This is a genomic window from Amycolatopsis pretoriensis, from assembly GCF_900107925.1.
Classification (GTDB): domain Bacteria; phylum Actinomycetota; class Actinomycetes; order Mycobacteriales; family Pseudonocardiaceae; genus Amycolatopsis; species Amycolatopsis pretoriensis.
In genome coordinates this window covers 537,593-555,998 of record NZ_FNUJ01000002.1, presented here as the reverse complement: position 1 = coordinate 555,998, position 18,406 = coordinate 537,593, and the positions used below count along the sequence as shown (strand labels likewise).

16 protein-coding genes are annotated in these 18,406 nt (G+C 73.8%); 10 read left to right on the top strand and 6 right to left on the bottom strand.

The genetic code is table 11. The features are described from left to right. Window positions 1-8 precede the first annotated feature (8 nt). From BLV96_RS09450 to BLV96_RS09440, 3 genes are all read left to right on the top strand, one after another. A complete protein-coding gene (locus BLV96_RS09450) occupies window positions 9-515 on the top strand; it encodes a DUF6630 family protein (RefSeq protein WP_086678262.1) in 507 nt (168 codons plus the stop codon). A 189-nt stretch (window positions 516-704) separates the two neighbouring features. Beyond that, complete coding sequence (locus BLV96_RS09445) at window positions 705-3,386, top strand: BTAD domain-containing putative transcriptional regulator (protein WP_086678261.1); 2,682 nt, start codon at window positions 705-707, stop codon at window positions 3,384-3,386. Then, window positions 3,383-3,850: a cupin domain-containing protein gene (locus BLV96_RS09440; RefSeq protein WP_086678260.1), complete on the top strand. Its 468-nt coding sequence runs from the start codon at window positions 3,383-3,385 to the stop codon at window positions 3,848-3,850. The genes BLV96_RS09445 and BLV96_RS09440 overlap by 4 nt, the downstream gene beginning before the upstream one ends. A gap of 299 nt (window positions 3,851-4,149) precedes the next feature. Here the strand turns inward: BLV96_RS09440 and BLV96_RS09435 are convergent, their stop codons facing one another. Continuing rightward, window positions 4,150-5,016, bottom strand: coding sequence for a LysR family transcriptional regulator (locus BLV96_RS09435; protein WP_086678259.1), 867 nt, complete (start codon window positions 5,014-5,016; stop codon window positions 4,150-4,152). Window positions 5,017-5,164: 148 nt separating this feature from the next. On the opposite strand from BLV96_RS09435, the gene BLV96_RS09430 reads away from it, so the two are divergent. Continuing rightward, entirely contained in the window at window positions 5,165-6,025 is an 861-nt protein-coding gene (locus tag BLV96_RS09430; protein WP_086678258.1) for an NAD-dependent epimerase/dehydratase family protein, read from the top strand. Between the two features lie 2 nt (window positions 6,026-6,027). Here the strand turns inward: BLV96_RS09430 and BLV96_RS09425 are convergent, their stop codons facing one another. From BLV96_RS09425 to BLV96_RS09410, 5 genes are all read right to left on the bottom strand, one after another. After that, window positions 6,028-8,916, bottom strand: coding sequence for a helix-turn-helix transcriptional regulator (locus tag BLV96_RS09425; protein ID WP_086678257.1), 2,889 nt, complete (start codon window positions 8,914-8,916; stop codon window positions 6,028-6,030). 64 nt (window positions 8,917-8,980) lie between these two features. Beyond that, entirely contained in the window at window positions 8,981-9,157 is a 177-nt protein-coding gene (locus tag BLV96_RS49730; protein WP_158104171.1) for a hypothetical protein, read from the bottom strand. A gap of 40 nt (window positions 9,158-9,197) precedes the next feature. After that, entirely contained in the window at window positions 9,198-9,380 is a 183-nt protein-coding gene (locus BLV96_RS09420; RefSeq protein ID WP_086678256.1) for a hypothetical protein, read from the bottom strand. 47 nt (window positions 9,381-9,427) lie between these two features. Beyond that, a complete protein-coding gene (locus BLV96_RS09415; RefSeq protein ID WP_086678255.1) occupies window positions 9,428-9,607 on the bottom strand; it encodes a hypothetical protein in 180 nt (59 codons plus the stop codon). A gap of 30 nt (window positions 9,608-9,637) precedes the next feature. Beyond that, window positions 9,638-12,487, bottom strand: coding sequence for a type 2 lanthipeptide synthetase LanM family protein (locus BLV96_RS09410; protein ID WP_244180116.1), 2,850 nt, complete (start codon window positions 12,485-12,487; stop codon window positions 9,638-9,640). Window positions 12,488-12,909: 422 nt separating this feature from the next. Between BLV96_RS09410 and BLV96_RS09405 the strand changes: the two genes are divergently transcribed. From BLV96_RS09405 to BLV96_RS09380, 6 genes are all read left to right on the top strand, one after another. Then, window positions 12,910-13,395: a cobalamin B12-binding domain-containing protein gene (locus BLV96_RS09405; protein ID WP_086683938.1), complete on the top strand. Its 486-nt coding sequence runs from the start codon at window positions 12,910-12,912 to the stop codon at window positions 13,393-13,395. Further along, window positions 13,392-14,636, top strand: a complete 1,245-nt coding sequence (locus tag BLV96_RS09400; RefSeq protein WP_086683935.1) for a methylaspartate mutase — start codon at window positions 13,392-13,394, stop codon at window positions 14,634-14,636. The genes BLV96_RS09405 and BLV96_RS09400 overlap by 4 nt, the downstream gene beginning before the upstream one ends. A gap of 32 nt (window positions 14,637-14,668) precedes the next feature. Then, window positions 14,669-15,652, top strand: coding sequence for an asparagine synthetase A (locus BLV96_RS09395; RefSeq protein WP_086683932.1), 984 nt, complete (start codon window positions 14,669-14,671; stop codon window positions 15,650-15,652). Beyond that, complete coding sequence (locus BLV96_RS09390) at window positions 15,649-16,902, top strand: glutamate synthase-related protein (protein ID WP_086683929.1); 1,254 nt, start codon at window positions 15,649-15,651, stop codon at window positions 16,900-16,902. Before BLV96_RS09395 ends, BLV96_RS09390 begins: the two co-directional genes overlap by 4 nt. A 128-nt stretch (window positions 16,903-17,030) precedes the next feature. After that, complete coding sequence (locus tag BLV96_RS09385) at window positions 17,031-18,188, top strand: MFS transporter (RefSeq protein ID WP_158104233.1); 1,158 nt, start codon at window positions 17,031-17,033, stop codon at window positions 18,186-18,188. After that, window positions 18,185-18,391: an MbtH family protein gene (locus BLV96_RS09380; protein ID WP_086683923.1), complete on the top strand. Its 207-nt coding sequence runs from the start codon at window positions 18,185-18,187 to the stop codon at window positions 18,389-18,391. The genes BLV96_RS09385 and BLV96_RS09380 overlap by 4 nt, the downstream gene beginning before the upstream one ends. Window positions 18,392-18,406 lie beyond the last annotated feature (15 nt).

Here is an 18,406-nt window from a genome sequence, read left to right as displayed (position 1 = left end):
GGACATCGATGACCACACCGGCTCGCGACGCGCTCGTAGCGGTGGCCACCCTGCTGGCCCCGGACGTCCCGGAGGTCGCCACCCGCGCGGCCGCCGCCCACGACGACCCGGACGCCTACGTCTCCGAGCACGCCGACCGGCTCGACAACCGCGGCATCGACGAGCCCTTCCCCTTGCTCGCCTGGATCGCGCTCGTGGACTCCCTGGACGACCACGGCCTGCTGGCCGAGGTCGACTGGAAGGAAGCCCCCGGCGAGATCGCCGGTCAGCTGCGCGTGTTGCGGTCCGCACCGGCGGCGGACGAGCTGTGGACGTCGCTGGCGGCAAGCGAACTGCCGACGTACGAGTTCCTCGAGACGGCGGGGGAGCGCTTGCTCGGCACGGGAACCGCGCTCGCCGTCCTCGACATCGAGTCCGACTGCTACCCGCTCGTGCTGCTCCCGGCCGCCCGCGCGGACGAGCTCGTGACGTCCGCCAAGACGGCGGGGTTCGCGGCCGAGGTGTTCGGGCGCTAGCCCGGTGGAGGGCGCGACCCCCAACGACGCGCCCGCCACCGGGTCGCCCCGGCATTCCCCCTCTTTCGCCGTGCCCCTAGGGTTCCCGACGCCGTCCTCGTTTCGTCCTCGCGCCGGCATCCGGGGTGCGACCTGCGCGTTTCGGGGCCGAGGCGGGCGGTGCCGGCCTTGCGGGACAAGGGGGATGCGATGAGGTTCCGGGTGCTCGGGACGCTGGAAGTGCGCGTGTCCGGGGAACGGGTCACCCTGGCGAGCCCGCGCCAGCAGCGCGCGCTCGCCGCGCTGCTGCTCAGCCCGAACTCCGTCGTCCCGGTGGAGCGCCTGATCGACGCGCTCTGGGAGGACGAGCCGCCCGCGACCGCCGTGAAGCAGGTGCGCAACTGCGTTTCCGCGCTGCGGGCCCGGCTCGGCGAGGACGGCGCGGCGATCGTCACCGACGGCCCCGGGTACCGCCTGCAGGCCGACGCCGACGACCTCGACTCCCTCCGCTTCCGCCGGCACGTCGCCGCCGCGCGCGGGCTGGCCGGGCAGGCGAAATTCGCCGACGCCGTCGACGAAATCGGGGCGGCGCTCGCGTTGTGGCGCGGCCCGGCGCTCGACGGGCTGCGGACGACGACGCTGGCCGGCCGGGCCGCGGTGCTCGACGAGCAGCGTGCCGACGCCGTGGAGCTCTGCGCCGAATGGCGGCTGCGGCTCGGCGAAACGGGCGAGGTCGTCCGCGAGCTGACCGAGTTCTGCGGCGAGCACCCGATGCGCGAGCTGTCCCACCTGCTCCTGATGCGCGCGCTCGCGAAGGAGGGGCGGTACGCCGAAGCGTCGACGTTGTTCCACGGCCTGCGCCGGCGGCTGGCCGACGAGCTCGGCGTCGACCCGAATCCCGAGCTGCGGCGGCTGCACGAGCAGATTCTCACCGAAGCCACCGCCGATGAACCCGAACCGGCGCCGGAACACCATTCCTTCGACCGGGCGGTCACCGAGCTGGCCGAAGCCGTCACGTGGCAGTGGCGCGCGGAAGCCGAGCTGCGGTCGCTGCACCGGCCGCAGCCGATCGTCCTGCGCTGGTCGGCCCGGCGCGGAAACCCGCGCGGCGAGCTCGACGACATCGCGGAGACCTTCACGGCGTTGCCCGTGCCGCAGCTGGTCGTCCTCGGCGAACCCGGCTCCGGGAAGTCGGTGCTCGCCCTGATGCTGACGCTGGACCTGCTGCGTGCCCGCGCGGCGGGCGGTCCCGTGCCGGTCCTGCTTTCGCTGGCGTCCTGGGATCCGCGCCGCGACCACTTGGACCGGTGGCTCGCGACCCGGCTCGCCGACGACCACCCGGCCCTGCTCAACACGCGCGAGTACGGGCGCGACGCCCCCACCCGGCTCGTCCTCGGCGGGCACGTCCTCCCGGTGCTCGACGGCCTCGACGAGATGCCGGCCGACCTGCGCGTCGCGGCGCTCGACGCCTTGGACCAGACCATGGGCGCGGGCCGCGCGCTGGTGCTGACGTGCCGCTCCGCCGAGTACGACCAGGTCGTGCGCGAGGCCGGCGCGGTGCTGGGCGCGGCCACGGTCGTGCGGCTCGAACCGGTCGCCCGGCAGGAGGCGATCACGTACCTGTCCGCGCGGGACGGCCGGGACCGCTGGGGCCCGGTGGCCGAGCGGCTGCGCCGCGAGCCGGACGCGGCCCTGGCCCGGGTGCTGCGGACGCCGTTGATGGTCGACCTCGCGCGGATCGGCTACGGCCGGCCCGGCGCGGATCCCGCGGAGCTGCTCGGCGCTTCGGACGTCGAGGCGCTCGAAGGGCAGCTGCTCGATTCGTTCGTCCCCAACGCCTACGCGCAGGTGCCGCAGCCGCCGGGCCGGAACCCGCAGACGAGCCCGTCCGGGCGGTACACCGCGGCGCAGGCGACGCGCTGGCTGGGTTTCCTGGCGCGGCACCTCGAACGGACGCGCAGCCGCGACCTGGCGTGGTGGCAGCTGTACCGGGCGGTGCCGGCGTGGACCCGGTCCGGGCTGGCCGGCGTGCTGGTCGCGGTGTTCTTCGTCGTCACCGGCTGGGTCGACGACGGTCCGGCGCTGGCCGCGATCTACGGCGTCTCGTTCGGGGGCGCCGCGTACCTGACGCACCGCTTCGGACGCGCGCCCGAGCCGTTGCGCACCGAGGTGCGGTTCGCCGGAGCCGCCCGGAAGTTCGCCGGCCGGTTCGCGATCGGGGCCGTCGTGGGGGTGCTGCTCGGCCTGGGCTGGTCGCTGGCCACCGGGCTGGTCGTGTTCCTGGCGCTGGTGTTCGGCCTGGTGTTCGCGGTGCACGTGTGGCTCGCCAAGCCGGTCGACGCCAGCCGCGTGTCGAGCCCGCGGACGATCCTGCGCAACGAGCGCACCGGCGCGATCGCGTTGTCGGTGTCCTTCCTGGTGTCGCTGGGGTTGTTCGACGGGATGGCGTTCGCGTTCACCGCGAACACGCGGTTCCTGCCGGTGCTGGACGGCCGGTACGACCTGGCGCTGGCCGTCGCCGGCGGGCTGGCGGGCGCGTCGTTCGGCTGGTTCATGGCCCGCGGCGTCGCGGCGGTGAGCTACGGCCTGGCGGGCGCGATCGCGGGTGGCCAGGTGTTCCCGCCCGCGACGAACCCGGTGCTGCCGTTCGTGGCCGGCGTGTGCTTCGGTACGGGCATCGGCCTGGCGGTGCTGGTGACGCGGGCGTGGGGCAACTACTTCGTCCACCACGTCTGGCTCGCGGCGACCGGCAGGGTGCCGTGGCGCCTGATGCACTTCCTCGACGACGCCCACCGCCGCGGCGTGCTCCGCCAGGCGGGCGGGGTGTACCAGTTCCGCCACGCCCGCGTCCAGGAGCGGCTGGCCGAGGCCGACCAGGAGGAGAAGCCATGACCGGCGAGGAAATCGTGCTGGGCCCGCTGCCGAAGGGGATCACGCCGGCGGGGGAGGGCAAGGTGTGGAACGTGCTCGGCCACCGGTACTCCCTGAAGGCGGCGAGCGAGTCGAGCTTCGCGTTCGAGACGTACGACCCACCGGGCACCGGTGTCCCGCCGCACGTGCACCCGACCCAGGACGAGCACATCCACGTCCTCGAAGGCGTGTTCACCCTTTACCTCGACGGCCAGTGGGAGACCGCGGGGCCGGGGGACACCGTGCGGATGCCGAAGGGCCTCCCGCACGCCTACTACAACCGCGGCGAGGGCATCACGCGCGGCTTGTTCTGGGTGAGCCCGGCCGGGCGGCTGGCGCAGCTGTTCGACCGGCTGCACGACCTCACGGACCCGGCCGAGGTGGTCCGGCTGTCGGCCTTGCACGACGTCGAGTTCCTGCCGCCGGGTGCGGTGGAGGGCGCTTGAGGGGTCAGCTCTCGTGGGGGACCAGGGTCGCCGCGGCGTCGACGAACGCCTCGGCCGCAACGTCTGTGGACAAGCGCCACTTTCACGTGAAAGTGGCGCTTGTCCACAGAAGGTCAGAGGGTGCCGGCCGATCAGCCGTCGTGAGGGACTAGGGTCGCCGCGGCTTCGACGAACGCCTCGATCGACCGTGAGCGCCGCGAGGCCAGCCAGGCCAGGCGCACGGTGTTCGGTGCGTTGTCGGGCAGGTGTTCCGCCACGCGCGGGTCCGGGAGCGGCTGGCCGCGGCGAGTGCGGGTCGGTCAGCTCTCGTGGGGGATCAGGGTCGCCGCGGCTTCGACGAACGCCTCGATCGACCCTGAGCGCCGCGAGGCGAGCCACGCCAAGCACACCCGGTTCGGCGCGATGTCCGCCACCGGGACGGCCACCACGTCCGGCCGGGTGTAGAACGCCGCCGTCGACGCGGGGATGATGCTGATCCCCGCCTCGGCCGCCACCAGCTCCAGCTTCTCCTCGACGCTGTGGATCGGCGGGACCTCGGCCCGCTCGGCGCCGCGCAGCTCGACGGCGATGTCCCGCCACTCGGGGACGGCGTCGGGGTCCTGCAGCAGGTGCTCGTCGGCGAGTTCGGTGACCGACACGGATTCCTTGCCCGCCAGGCGGTGCCCGGCCGGCACGGTGACGACGCGCGGTTCCTCGAACAGCGGCCGGACGGTCAGCCCGCGCCGGTCGAACGGCAGCCGCACGACGCCGACGTCCACCCGGCCGTCGTGCAGGACCTCGACCTGGTCGTGCCAGCTGGTGCGCAGCAGCCGGACGGTGAGGTCCGGCTCCCGCCGGGCCAGCACCCGCACCGCCGGGGTGACGACGATGCCCGGCATGAAACCGACGGTGAGCACGGGCTTGGCCGCCGCGGCGAGCCGCCGTCGGACCGCGTCGGCGGCGGAGAGCAGGCCGCGGGCGTCGTCGAGGAGCTGTTCGCCCGCCGGGGTCAGGACCGTGCCGCGGCGGTCCCGGAGGAACAGGACGGTCTTCAGCTCGTCTTCGAGGGCCCGGATCTGGCGGGAGAGGGCGGGCTGGGCGATGTGCAGCCGCGCGGCGGCGCGCCCGAAGTGCAGCTCTTCGGCCACGGCGACGAAGTACCGCAGCTTTCGCAGGTCGAGATCCACGCCGGCGTGCCACCTCCTGTCTCGCTCCGATCATCGCAGGTCCTCGGTGATGCCGCGCGGGCATCACTGCGCGCGCAACGGGTCTTGGACGCGCCCGACCGCCGCGGGACACGCTGGAAAGCGCAGACACCGCAACGAAAGGACAGCGATGAAGGTCTTCCTCACCGGTGGCTCCGGTTACATCGGCCGCGCGACGATCGCCGAACTCGTCCGGCTCGGGCACACCGTCGAGGCGCTCGCGCGCAGCGACCGCGCCGAGCGGACCGTGGCCGCCGCCGGGGCGACGGCCGTCCGGGGCGGCCTGGCCGACCTCGACGTGCTCAACCACGCCGCCGCCCGCGCGCAAGCCGTGATCCACCTGGCCCAGGCCACCAGCGGCGAAGAGGACCTCGCCGCGGCCACCGCCCTGCAGGACGGCGTCGGCGGCGGCACCTATGTGCACACCGGCGGCAGCTGGGTCTACGGCGACACCGACGGCGTCCAGGACGAGACGGCCGCCTGGAACCCGCCGCCCGTCGTGGCCTGGCGCAAGGCCGTCGAAGACGCCGTGCTGGCCCGCGCCGAGAGCGGTGGACGGCCGGTCGTCGTCCAGCCCGGCCTCCTCTACGGCGGCGACAACCGCCTGATCGACGTCTTCTTCGTCCAGCCGGGCAAGGAAAGCGGCGCGATCCCGTACCTCGGCGACGGCGCCAACCACTGGGCCCTGATCCACCTCGACGACCTGGCCCGGCTCTACGCGGCCGCGCTGTCGGCGCCGGCCGGCTCGGTCTACCTCGGCGTCGGCGGCGTCGACCCGACGGCCAAGGACGTCGCCGAGGCGTGCGCCCGCGCCGCGGGACTGGCCGGCAAGACCGTCTCCATCACGCTGGACGAGGCCCGCGAGCGGATGGGCCCGATCGCCGACGCCTTCGCCCTCGACCAGCAGTTGACGTCGGCCAAGGCGCGGCGCGAGCTGGGCTGGACCCCGGAGCACCTCGATCCGCTGAGTGACCTGGCGGGAGGGGCCTGAGTCTACTGTGGAGTGTTGCGCGCGTACTCGGTCAACGCGCTGCGGTTCTCCAAATTGGACTTCGCCATCAGGCTCGCCACGTGCTTTTCCACCGTGCGCGGGGAAATGTGCAGCCGCCGGGCGATGTCCTTGTTGCCCATGTTGTCGGCCAGCAGCTGCAGCACCTCGTACTCGCGGACCGTCACGCCCGCCGAGCGCAGCTCCGCCGGGAGGCGGTCCGAGCCCGTGCGGCGCTGGCCGACCGGGGCGCCGATCTTGCGCAGCAGCCCGCGGCACGCGCTCGCCACCGCGCTCACCTCGGCCTGGTGGAAGAACTCCTCGGCCTCCTTGAGCCACGTCACCGGGTTGCCCCAGCCGTCGGCCGCGGCGGACTCGGCCACCATGCGCAGTCCCAGGTGGCGGCTCACCGGGAACGGGGCCGCCGTCTCGATCGCCGCGGCCACGGCCTGATCGGCGAGGTCCACCGATCCCGCGCGGCCGTGGCGGACCGCGTCGCCCAGCAGCACGAACTGGCGGTTCCAGCGCATGCCGCTCACGGCCGCCGGGGGCCGGTCCGGCGGCGGTGTGCCGTCGAGTGCCTCCACCAGCAGCCGCAGGCCGTGCTGGCCCGCAAGGTGGAAGCGGCTCGGCTGACGCTCTTCCAACGCCAGCACCTGCGCCAGCTCGCGGCGGGCGCGTTCGGCGTCCTCCTCCAGCAGGGAACAGAACACCTGGGCCAGCCCGACGCTCAGCACGAGCTCCTGCGCCGTCGCGCCGCCTTCGGCGCGGAATTCCTCGAGCGCGCGCTCCATCCGCGGCCGGTCAGCCTGGTGCGCGGCCACCATCGCGCGCGTCATGTGCGTGTACTGCAGCAGCGCGACCAGCCGGAGCCGGCCGAGCACCGCGAGGTTCTCGTCCAGGATGCGGTCGGCCTGCGCGAAGTCGCTCCGCATCACCGCGTGCACCGCGAGGCTCGCGTCGACCGCGCAGGTCAGCGTGATCGCGCCGGTGCGCTGGGCCTCCGCGCGGGCCAGGTCGAACGTCCGGATGTCGCCCTCGGCGAGCATCCGGTGCCCGCCGAGGCGGACCAGCACCTGGGTGCGCAGGTGCGTCAGCTGGTGGCGCTCGGCCAGCCGCCGCGCCAGCTGCAGGCACCGCTCGGCCTCGGCCAGGTCCGACTCCAGCGCCACCATGCCGAGCACCTGCAGCGCCTGGCACGACACGAACGGCACGCCGGCGCGTTCGGCGACCTCCCACGCCTGCTCGGCCAGCTTCCGGGCCCGCTCGGTGTGCGCCGGGCCGGGGATGTCGAGCCACAGCGTCGCTTCGACGGCGTCGAGACCCGCCTTCTGCTCTTCGGTCATCTCGCCGCCGAGGGGGGCGCGGGCCTGCTCGATCTGGTTGAGGCACTCGTCGTGGCGGCCGCCGATGTAGGCCGCCCACGCCAGCTGGATGTGCAGGTCGACGGCCCGTTCGAGCCGGCCGATCTCGGCGAACCGGGCGGAGAACTCGACGGCCCGGTCGAACTGCCCGGTCTGGCCGAGCGCGTGCAGCAGGGACTCCAGGGCGTCCGCCCGGTCGTCGGGACTCGCCGTGGCCAGCAGTTCGACGGCGCGGGTCAGCATCGTCACCGCCGTGTCGGCCGCGCCGCCGTCGAGCGCGCGCCGGCCGGCCTCGGCGAACAGCCGCCCGGCGCCGGGGTGGTCCATCGCCGTCAGCCGCAGCGCCGCGGCCAGCGCGCACAGCTCGCCGGGCAGGCCGGGGTGCAGCTGCTCGACGGCGTCGGCGGCCCGGCGCGCGAGGTTCGCCTTCGTCGACGGCACCAGCCGGGCCAGCAGCGCCTCGGCGGTCAGCGGGTGGCGGAAGGCGTACCAGCCGGGCGTGGTCTCGTCGGTGGTGACCAGGTGCGCGGCGACGCTCGCGCTGATGTGGTTGTGCAGCATGCGGTCGTCCATGTCGGTCACCGCCTGCACGACCGACAGCGGGAATCGCCGGCCGAGCACGGCGGCGACCGACAGCAGCGTCTCGCCGTCTTCGCCGAGCGCGTCGACGCGGGCGGCGATGCTGCTGATCAGCGCCTCCGGCACGCGGGCCTGCAGCTCGCCGACGACCTGCCAGCCGCCCGGCCCGCCGACGAGCAGGCCGTCGCCGAGCATGCCGTGCAGCAGCTCCTCGACGACGAACGGCACGCCCTCGCTGTTCTGCCACAACAGGTTCGCGACGGCGGCGGGTACCGAGGCCGGCTCGGTTTCCAGGCAGGCGGCCGCGAACTCACGGGTGCGTTCGGCGTCCAGCCGGGACAGTTCGAAGGTGTGGCTGGACGAGCGTTGCGCCGCGGCCGAGGCCAGCCGCAGCGCCTCGCCCGGTTCGCCGCGCAGGGTGCCGATCAGCATCACGCGGCTGGACGCGAGGTTGTCCACTAGGTACTCGACGATGAACAGCGTCTCCGCGTCGGCGTTGTGGAGGTCCTCCAGCACGATCAGGCAGCCGCCGTCGCGCCCGGCGACCGACAGCAGCCGGAACACCGCTTCGGCCAGGACCAGGAGGTTGCCGTTGTCGTGTGGACGGTCGCCGCGGTACCAGTCGGGCACGAGCCGCGCGAGCACCGGCACGAGCGGGTCGAGTTCGGGCGCGGCGGGCGGCAGGCCGCCGCGGAAGTGCGACAACAGGGCTTCGGCGAGGGGACGGAACGGCACCATCGGGCCGATCGAGCTGGCTCGTCCGCGTAGCACCGGGAGCCCGGTCGCCAACGCCCGCGAGGCGACGTCGGCGGCGAGCCGGGACTTCCCGATCCCGCCTTCACCGACAAGGAAGAAGGCCCCACCGTGGTCGGTGCGGGCCTTCTCCAGAGCCTGGGACAGCGCGCCGAGCTCCCTGTCGCGCCCGATCAGGCGCGTCGATCGGATGCCCATCGCGGTCACTATAACCGGACTGGCCACCTCCGGACGTAGGTCGAATTACCGACGCCGGGATGTCTCACTGTTCGGTGAAACCGCCCGTGACGACCGTGATGTCCATCGTGGTCAGGGAGTTCTGGCTGACCCGCGCCGCCCGGCCGGACAGAGCGTGGTTGCGGGCGCCCGTGCGGGCCGACGTCGGGAGGGTCAAGTCGCCGATCGGGTTGTCCGTGCCGGCGAAGTCGTGCTCGGTCATGCTGGTGGCTCCACTCTCGGTAGTGCTGGGTCGGGCAGGGTTATTCGGCGAAACCGATGCTGACGGTGAAGACGGGCGTGATGTCGAGGGTGTCGGCGCCGTGGTGGCTCAGCCGCGCGGTCCGGCCGGCGAGAGCGCGGTTGCGGGCGCCGGTCCGGGTCGGCGCCGGGAGGGTGGGGTCGCCGACGGGGTTGTCCGTGCCGGTGAAGTCGTGCTCGCTCATGGCGTGTTCTCCGCTTTCGGTCGCGATCGGGGGAGGGGGAGGGGACGTCAGAGGGCGAAGGTGCCGTTGGTGACCACGGTGGGGCCACCGAGCGTGTCGAGGGTCGACCCGGAGACCCGGGGCCGGGTGCCGGCCAGCGCCTGGTTGCGGGCGCCGGCGCGGTTCGCGCGGGGGAGCACCAGGGCACCGATGGTGGCTTCGACGGTCTCGGCGGTGGTTTCGCGCATCGTTTCGTTCTCTCCTCGGGTGGGGACTGATCAGCGGGTCGGGGGTTGCAAGAGCAGGGCGGACGGGACGCGCCGGCCGAAGCCGAGGCGCAGCAGGCCGTAGCCGATGCCGGCCAGGCCGGTCAGCAGGCCGGGGGAGGCGACGCCGTCGGGCGTGCCGCAGCGGGCGCCGTCCTGTTCGACGGCGGTGAGCAGCTGCCCGGTGCGGGTGGCGACCGCGGCAGCGGCACCCTCGTGGCCGGCTTCGGCGAGGAAGCCGAGGACGTCGGTGATGCCGGTTTCGCCGTGGCACAGGCTCAGGTCGCGCAGCGGGTCCTGGCCGGCCAGCGCCGCGACCTGCTCGTCGAGGCCCAGCACGGCGGGGTCGCCGGAGTAGGCGAGCACCTGGCCGGCCAGGCCGGAGCACCAGCCGTGCCCGGTCGCGGTCTTCGCCGGCGGCAGGGTCGCGGTTTCGCGCGGGTAGCCGGCCAGGGCCCAGTCGACGCCGGCCGCGCCGTGCGCGAACCCGGGGTCGGCGAGGTCGGGGTCGATCGAGCGGACGGCGAGCTCGGCCGCGTAGGCGTCGGCCAGCAGGGTGGCGGTGGCGAGGCCGGTCTGGGTGGCGACCGAGCGCAGCGCGACGAGCCCGCCGGCCAGCCCGGTGGTGTAGCGCGGGGACGTCTCGGGCGTCGGGGCCGGCATCACGGCAACGGTGCGGGCACTCAGGTCCAGCAGGTCGGGCCGGTCGAGCAGCCGCGAAAGCCGCGCCGCCGCGTAGGCGACGCCGCCGAGACCGAGCAGCCCGCCGGGACCGGCCGCCGCGGCCAGGTCCGGGTCGGCCTCCAGCGCGGAGACGAGCCCGGGCAGCCCGGAAAGCGCCTTCCCGGCCAGTTCGCGGTAGCGGTCGATGCCGGTCAGCTCGGCCAGCTGGGCCAGGAACAGCGCGACCCCGGTGTAGCCCTCGCCGAGCCCGGCGCCCATCGGCAGCACGGTCCAGTACTTCTCGTCGACGAGCTCCAGCCCGACCCAGTTGACGCGCCCGCCGCCGGAGGCCGCGCGGGCGACGATCGCGTCGGCGATGCCGCAGGCGGCCGAGAGCAGGTGCGCCGGTTCGGGGCTCTTGCTCGGCAGGACGGGGTCGGTGACCCCGGTGCCGGTGTGGGTCTCGGCGGCGGGCCGGGTGGCCAGCGCGGCGGAGATCAGCCACTCCTGGTCCCGGCGGTCGATCGTGGTCATCCCGGCGACCTTCGCGCGGACCGTCTCCAGCGGCGGTTCGGCCAGCAGCCCGGGCAGCTGGGTGCCTTCGGCGTCCCAGAGGTCCGTGCTGCCGGGCCGGCCGGTGAACATCGGGACGTCGCCCGCCCACAGGTCGGTCAGCTCGGCGGCGACCAGCCCGCGGCGGACGTCGTCGGTGCTGTCGTCGTGCAGCAGCCCGAAAGCGTCGTCGCGCGCGGCCGCGTCGGCCAGCAGCGACGGGTGCGTGGTCTCGTCGAGCAGCCGCGTGTAGAAGCTGGTCGGGCGGACCAGGACGCGGATCCCGGCGTCGGCGCAGCGGTCGAGCAGCGACCCGAACTCGGCCGCGCCGGCGGCGATGGCGTCGTACCCGGCGCGGAACCCGGCCAGCAGCGCGGCGCCGTGCTCGGCCGGTTCGACGTCGACGCCGCCGAGGGTGGGCCGGTTGACGCCGGTGCCGACACCGCCGGGCACCCGGGTCAGCCGCATCCGGTCGGTGCCGGCGTCGAGCCAGTCGACGCGGGTGAGCGCCGGGGCCGCCGCGCGGCCGCCGCCGAGGCCGGAGATGTCGACCGCGCCGTGCTCGCCGACGATCATCTGCGGCAGCAGCATGGTCCGGTGCACCGACCGGGCGAGCAGCTCGGCCGCGGGGTCGACGTCGCTCGCGTCGGCGGGCAGCACCGGCTGGAAGAGCGTCTCGATGTCGATCAGGACGGGCTGGTCGCCGGCGGCGATGATGTTCTCGAAGTGCACGTCGGTGCCGTCGAGGGCGTGCAGCAGGGCGAGCAGCACACCCTGGCGGCGGTAGAACCGGTCGACCTCGGTGAGGTCGGCGCACGGCCGGTGCTCGACGAACCGCAGCCAGCCGTAGCCGGGGCGCACCAGGACGTCGACCGTGCTCAGCTCGAGGCCGGGCACGCGCGGGTTGAGCCACTCGACCAGGCCGGTGAACGCCGCGTGCAGATCGAGCGGGCGCGGCTTGTAGATCACCCGCGCGCCGCCGGCGAACCGCAGCTCCCGGACCGAGCGGCCGCGCTGGTGCGCGTCGCCGGTGCCGCCGCTGATCTCCACCAGCGGGCCGGGCTCCGGACCGGTGAACGCGGTGAGCGCGGCGCGGTCGGCGTCGAAGCGGCCGAGCAGCTCGGTGACGGCCGCGATCGCGTACAGCGACGCCTGCGCGGCGAGCCGGGCGAGCACGGGGTAGCGGTGCAGCAGCTCGGTGAGCCCGGCCGGGGTGCCGGTCCGCCGCACGAAGTCGGCGAACCGCTCTTCCGCGCTGTCTCCGGCCAGGATCCCCGCGCGCCGGGCCCGCCCCAGCTCGAGCACCAGGCTGCGGGCGGCGAGCCCGGCGAGCTGGTGGCCCAGCCGCGTCGCGCACCCGTCGGCGACCGCGGCGGCGTCGACGGCGGGCGAAGCCGCTGCGGCGCCGGCGATCGCGGCGCGGGCCGCGTCGGTGAAGGGACGGAACACCGCGGCGAAGGCGGTGCGCCAGTGCGAGCTTTCACGTGAAAGCTCCAAGTCGGCACTTTCCCGTGAAAGTGCCGCTTCCGCGAAGTCGACCCACGCGGGACGGGCGCCGCCGGGGCGGCGTTCCTGCGTGGTCAGCGCCGCCGCCCACCAGGTGGGCGGGAGCGTCGTGGTCGCCGGGTTCGGCTGCGGGGGAATCACGGGTTCGAGCATGCCAGCGGGTGACGTGGGTTACATGGGGGTGCTACGCCCGCATTCCGGCGCGGCATGGGGGCTTTCTAGGGGTTCATGGGGGCATCGCCGGGGAAACGCCTGGTCGCGGACTGGGTGGTTGCGCCGTTCGGACGTGGCGGTTGGTCCACTCGGCGGGCGGGCCCGGCCGGGGTTGACGAGGGTGCGGGCACCGCCGATCCCCCGTGCGGGGCACCCCGCCCCCACCTGACTCCGCGGTCGCGCGCGCGACCGCGTCACCCGCGCGCGAGGCGGACCGGGGGCCGGGTGCGGCGCCGGAATGCGGGTCCGTCGCACCCATGTGCGCGGGCCGTCCGCCGATGACGATTCGTCGTGAGAAGTTCGCGGCTCGCCCCGCGGACGTTCCCCGAACGCACAGGGAGCGACGCACGATGACCACGTTCCAGATCGAGCAGACCCCCGACGGGCCCGGCGTGGCCGCCGGGTCCCCGCTCAAGTTCGTCCTGTCCAGCGTCCAGTCCGACTCGCACATGTGGAACCTCGTCGCCCTCCAGCTGATCATGGAGGAGATGGGCCACGAGGTCGTCAACCTCGGCGCCTGCGTGCCGGTGGAGCGGCTGCTCGCCGCCTGCCGGGACGAGCGCCCCGACTGCCTGGTGATCAGCACCATCAACGGCCACGGCCACGTCGACGGCGCCCGGGTGATCTCCGCCCTGCGCGCCGACCCCGCGCTGGCCGGCCTGCCCGCCGTCATCGGCGGCAAGCTGGGCGTGCGGGGCGACGCCGACGCCGAGCTGGAGACCGAGCTGCTGGCCCTGGGCTACGACGCGGTCTTCCACGTCGGCGCCGGCGACTCCGGCCAGGCGATCGAGTCGTTCCGCGAGTTCGTCGCCGCGAACGTCCGGACCTTGCGGTGACCGCTGCCCGGTCGGTGTTCAGCAGCTTCGTGGCCGAGCACCGGCGCCGCCGGACGCTGGTCGTGCAGCCGCGGATGGGGTTCTCCGACCCCGTCGTGATGCGCCGCGGGCTGCGCGCGGTGGCCGCGGCCGGCGTGCCGGCCGTGGGCACCGTGACCCTGGACAGCTACACCCGCACCGGGCAGCACGACCTCGCCGCCATGTCGATCGCCTCGGGCGTCCCGCTCAACGGCTACCCGCTGGTGGCCCTCGGTCCGGCCGCCACCGCCGAGCTGGTGGCGGGCCTGCCCGGCTTTCCCGTCCAGGTGCGGCACGGTTCGGCCCAGCCGGAAGACATCTTCGCCGCGATGCTCGAAGCCGGGCTCGACGCCTCCGAGGGCGGGCCGGTGTCCTACTGCCTGCCCTACAGCAGCGTCCCGCTGCGGACGGCGGCGAAGTCGTGGTCGCGGTCGGCGTCGCTGCTCGCCGGCCAGACCGTCGACTGCCACCTCGAGAGCTTCGGCGGCTGCATGCTCGGGCAGCTGTGCCCACCGGGGCTGCTGGTCGCGCTGTCGGTGCTGGAGTGCCTGTTCTTCGCCGAACACGGCGTGCGCAGCGTGTCGGCCAGCTACGCGCAGCAGACCAGCCCGGAGCAGGACGCCGAAGCGCTGTGGGCGATGCGGCGGCTGTGCGCCGAAGAGCTGGCGGGCGTGGACCACCACGTCGTGCTCTACACCTACATGGGCCTGTTCCCGGAGTCCGCGGCCGGGGCGCGGGAACTGGTCGCCGAGAGCGTCCGGCTGGCCGTGCGCACCGGCACCGAGCGGCTGATCGTCAAGACCACCGCGGAGGCGCACCGGATCCCGACCGTCGAGGAGAACGTCGAGGCGCTGCGGCTGGCGCACACGACGGCGCTGGACCAGCCGCCGCCGGTTTCGCCGCCGCCGGGGGACACCGAGGTGTACCTGCAGGCCCGGCTGCTCGTCGACGAGGTGCGCTCGCTCGCGCCGACGCTCGCCGAGGCGCTGCCGGCGGCGTTCGAGCGCGGCCTGCTCGACGTCCCGTACTGCCTGCACCCCGACAACGGCGGCGAAACCCGGTGCGTGCTCGACGACGACGGCCGCCTGCAGTGGTGGCACACCGGGCGGATGCCGCTGCCCGCCGCGCTCGGCGGCCGCCGCGGCCACGACCGGGTCACCGCGACCCGGCTGCTCGCCGACCTGTCCTACCACCGCCGAAGGCTCGACCCGGTCCTGTCCTGATCCGCACCGACCAGCTTGGGAGTGAGAACGCCATGGAGTACACCGATCCGCCGGACCCGCGTACGCACCTGACCTCGGAGACCACGCGGCACGTGCTGGGCCTGCAGCACCGCATGCTCGCCGAGGCGCGCGCGTTCCTCGCCGCCCGCGGCTTCACCGAGCTGCTGCCCCCGGTGATCGGCCCGGTCACCGACCCCGGCGGCCGCGGCGCGAAGCAGGTCGACGTCGACTTCTACGGCCACCGGTACAAGCTGATGACCAGCGCGATCCTGTACAAGCAGGCGTCGCTGCTGGGATTCTCGAAGATCTTCTACGTCGCGCCGAACGTGCGGCTGGAACCCTTGGAGACGGCGAACACGAGCCGGCACCTGGCCGAGTTCCACCAGCTCGACGTCGAGGTCGCCGGCGCGTCCCGCGACGACGTGCTCGACCTGCTGCAGGACCTGGTCGCGCACGTGGTCCGCCGGGTCGTCGAGGACGCGGGCGACGTGCTGGAGGCGCTCGGCCGCGACTCGGGCGCGTTCGCCGACCTGCTCGGCGGGGCGTTCGGCCGGCTGTCGCACGCCACCGCCGTCGAGACGCTGCGCGAGCTCGGGCACCCGCAGAGCGCGGACGCCGAGATCGACTGGGCGGGCGAGGCGATCCTGTCGGAGAAGCACGCGCGGCCGTTCTTCCTGGTCGACTACCCGAAGGGCTCGCGCGGGTTCTACGACCGGGAAAGCGTTTCCACGCCGGGTGTTCTGCGCAACTTCGACCTGATCGCCCCCGAGGGGTACGGCGAGCTGTGCAGCGGCAGCGAGCGCGAGCACGACTACGGCCGGATCGTCACGCGGATGCGCGAGACGGGGGAGAACCCGGCGAAGTACGCGTGGTACCTGGACCTGGTCCGCACGGGCATCCCCGCCAGCGCCGGGTTCGGGCTGGGCGTCCAGCGGTTCACGCGGTACGTGGCCGGGCTGGACGCGGTGTGGCAGGCGACGGCGTTCCCGAAGCTGCCGGGGGTGGTCTCGCCGTGACCGCGTTGCAGGCTTCGGGCTTCCCCGCCGATCTCGTCCGGGAGCGCGCTTTGCATGGCGCTTCGGCGGTGTTCCCGCCCGCTTCTTCCTATGGGACTTCCTTGTTCGGCGGGTCTCCGGTCGACTCCGCGGATCTGCTGGAGCAGGCGCGGCTGGTGCCGCCGGTGTTCGTGCCGCGGCGGCTGGAGAAGCTGATCGAGCTGGGCCGGGAACCGTTGTACGGCGACGTTGCGCTGTCGACGTCGATCGGCGGGTTTTCCTCGGCTCTGCCGCTGTACCTGTCGGCGTTCGGATCGACGCAGGTGGCGGGCCGCGGGCTCGGCGCGGCGGCGTCGGCTCAGGCCGCGCGGCTCGGCATCCCGATGGTGATCGGCGAGAACGTCGTCCCGATGCACGGCCACGGCCGCGTGGACGGCGCGTCGGCGGGGACGCTCCTGGAGCGCCTGCGGGCGTACGCGGACGCGGCGCCCGACGGGCTCGGCGGCGTGGTCGTCCAGCAGAGCACGGAGGACGCGGACGCCGAGGTGTGGAACCTGGTGTATTCGGACCCGTCGGCGTTGCCGCTGCTGGAGTCCGGACGGCTGGCGTTCGAGCTGAAGGTCGGCCAGGGCGCGAAGCCGGGGCTCGGTGGGATGACGCTGGTTTCTCCTGCCGACGCCGCTTCGCTTTCGGATTTGTACACAGTGGACGCTTCGCTGGGTGCGCGGGTGCTGCGGAGCAGTTCGCCGGGAACGTTCACCGACGAGATCCTCCGGCAGCAGATCCGCTTGATGCGCAACAACTTCCCGCGCGCCGGGGTGTGGGTGAAGCTCCCACCCGGGCGTGACGTCGGTGTCGCGGCTTCGGTGGCTTGGTCGGCCGGTGCTTCGGCGGTCACCGTGGACGGTGCCGAGGGCGGGTCGGGCTGGGCGCCGTTGTCGTTCGGTTCGGTCGGGCTGCCGTTGGCGGAGTGCTTGTCCCGCATCGGAACCCCGGCCGGCTGCCTGCTGGCATCGGGCCGGATGTGGGAGGGGACGCGGGTCGCGAAGGTGCTGGCACTGGGGGCGCGTGCGGCGGGCTTGGGCCGGGCGGCGTTGCTGGCGGTGGACACGGACCCTTCGGACGGGCTGGTCCGGTTCGTGGAGGCGCTGGCGTTGGAGTTGCGGCTGTTGCTGAGCGCGCTGGGCCAGTACCGCGCGGACGCGCTCACCCCGGACGACGTGTGGTTCCCGGGCCGCGCGGAGCAGGTCCGCGAGCAGGTGCTGTCATGACGGCCGGTCCGAAGGTCGCGAATGACTCATTCGGGTCTTCAGAAGTCCCGAATGAGTCATTCGCGACGCTCGACACGACGGCGGCCGGTAAGGGGCTTCCCGCTCCCTTCCTCGGGCTCGTCCTCGCCATGGGCCTCTCCTCCTTCGGGGATGCCGTCTGGCTGATCGCTCTCTCCGTCACCCTCGTCGGCACCGCCGGTCCGACCCTCGCCGGTCTCGTCCTTGCCCTCGGGTCGCTGCCCAAGGTCCTCACCCTCCTCGTCGGCGGCGCCGTCGCCGATCGGGCCGGGCCGCGGCGGGTCCTCGTCACCACCGATCTCATCCGGGCCGGGGCCATGCTCGCCGGGGCCGCCGGGGTCCTGCTCGTCGGCCCCGAACTGCCCCTGCTCACCGCCCTCATCGTCGTCATGGCCGTGGCCAGTGCCTTCTTCATCCCGGCCTCCGACGCCCTCCGGCCGAACCTCCTGCCGCCCGAACACCTCGTGCGCGGCAACGCCGTCTACCTCGCCGCCGTGCGAGGTGGCCAAGCTGCCGGGGGCGCTCTGGGAAGCTGGCTGGCCGGGCTCGGCGGGCTCGTCACCGTCGCCGTCGTCAACGGGGTCAGCTTCGGCATCTCCGCCATCGCCGCCGGCAATACCAAGACCCTCACCAGCAAAGAACCCCGGCAGCGCGTCAAACTCCGGGAACTGGGCAGGGAAATAGCGGAAGGCGCCCGGTACGTCGCGCAACGGCCCGCCCTGCGGACCGCCATGATCGTCACCGGCCTGCTCGAACTCAGCGGTGCCGGCCCGATCAACCTCGGCCTGGTCCTGCTGGGCGGTACGGCCGGCGCCGGCTGGCTGCTCACCGCCATGACGCTCGGCGCGTCCCTCGCCTTCGTCGTCTCCGTCAAGTGGCCGCCGCGCGAAAAGGCCGGGCGGCTCGCGACGGCGGGGCTCGCCGCGCAGGTCGGCTGCCTCGCCCTGCTCGCCACCGGGAACCTCGTCGTCGGCATCGCCGCCTTCTTCACCCTCGGCCTCGTCGCCGGGCTCACCGCGCTCGTGCTCGTGAGCCTCGCCCAGCGGTGGTCGACGAAAGAGATGCGCGGCCGCGTGATGTCGATCCTCGCCCTCTTCACCCTCGCCGCCACCCCGATCGGCAACCTGCTGATCGGCGTGCTGGTCGAGACGCTCGGTGTCCCGCTCACCATGTTCGCCCACGCCGCGGTCGCGCTCGTCGCGCTCGCCCTGCTCGTCGCCACCCCGGCACTCGGCCGGGCCGCACTCACAGAGGAGAAGCAGTCATGACCAACCCCTTCGAAGACGAGAACGGCACCTTCCTGGTCCTGGTCAACGCCGAGAACCAGCACTCGCTCTGGCCGTCCACCGTGGACGTCCCGGCCGGCTGGACGAAGGTCCACGGCGAGGACACCCGCGCCGCGTGCCTGGAGTACGTCGAGCAGAACTGGACCGACCTGCGCCCGGCGAGCCTCATCGCCGCGATGCGCTGACCCTTCCCCGCCGGC

What these genes read in the sequence shown, in the direction of transcription:
- BLV96_RS09450 (WP_086678262.1), top strand. Translation starts at nt 9, where the DNA reads ATGACCACACCGGCTCGCGACGCGCTCGTAGCGGTGGCCACCCTGCTG.
- BLV96_RS09445 (WP_086678261.1), top strand. Translation starts at nt 705, where the DNA reads ATGAGGTTCCGGGTGCTCGGGACGCTGGAAGTGCGCGTGTCCGGGGAA.
- BLV96_RS09440 (WP_086678260.1), top strand. Translation starts at nt 3,383, where the DNA reads ATGACCGGCGAGGAAATCGTGCTGGGCCCGCTGCCGAAGGGGATCACG.
- BLV96_RS09430 (WP_086678258.1), top strand. Translation starts at nt 5,165, where the DNA reads ATGAAGGTCTTCCTCACCGGTGGCTCCGGTTACATCGGCCGCGCGACG.
- BLV96_RS09425 (WP_086678257.1), bottom strand. Translation starts at nt 8,916, where the DNA reads ATGGGCATCCGATCGACGCGCCTGATCGGGCGCGACAGGGAGCTCGGC.
- BLV96_RS49730 (WP_158104171.1), bottom strand. Translation starts at nt 9,157, where the DNA reads ATGACCGAGCACGACTTCGCCGGCACGGACAACCCGATCGGCGACTTG.
- BLV96_RS09420 (WP_086678256.1), bottom strand. Translation starts at nt 9,380, where the DNA reads ATGAGCGAGCACGACTTCACCGGCACGGACAACCCCGTCGGCGACCCC.
- BLV96_RS09415 (WP_086678255.1), bottom strand. Translation starts at nt 9,607, where the DNA reads ATGCGCGAAACCACCGCCGAGACCGTCGAAGCCACCATCGGTGCCCTG.
- BLV96_RS09405 (WP_086683938.1), top strand. Translation starts at nt 12,910, where the DNA reads ATGACCACGTTCCAGATCGAGCAGACCCCCGACGGGCCCGGCGTGGCC.
- BLV96_RS09395 (WP_086683932.1), top strand. Translation starts at nt 14,669, where the DNA reads ATGGAGTACACCGATCCGCCGGACCCGCGTACGCACCTGACCTCGGAG.
- BLV96_RS09385 (WP_158104233.1), top strand. Translation starts at nt 17,031, where the DNA reads ATGGGCCTCTCCTCCTTCGGGGATGCCGTCTGGCTGATCGCTCTCTCC.
- BLV96_RS09380 (WP_086683923.1), top strand. Translation starts at nt 18,185, where the DNA reads ATGACCAACCCCTTCGAAGACGAGAACGGCACCTTCCTGGTCCTGGTC.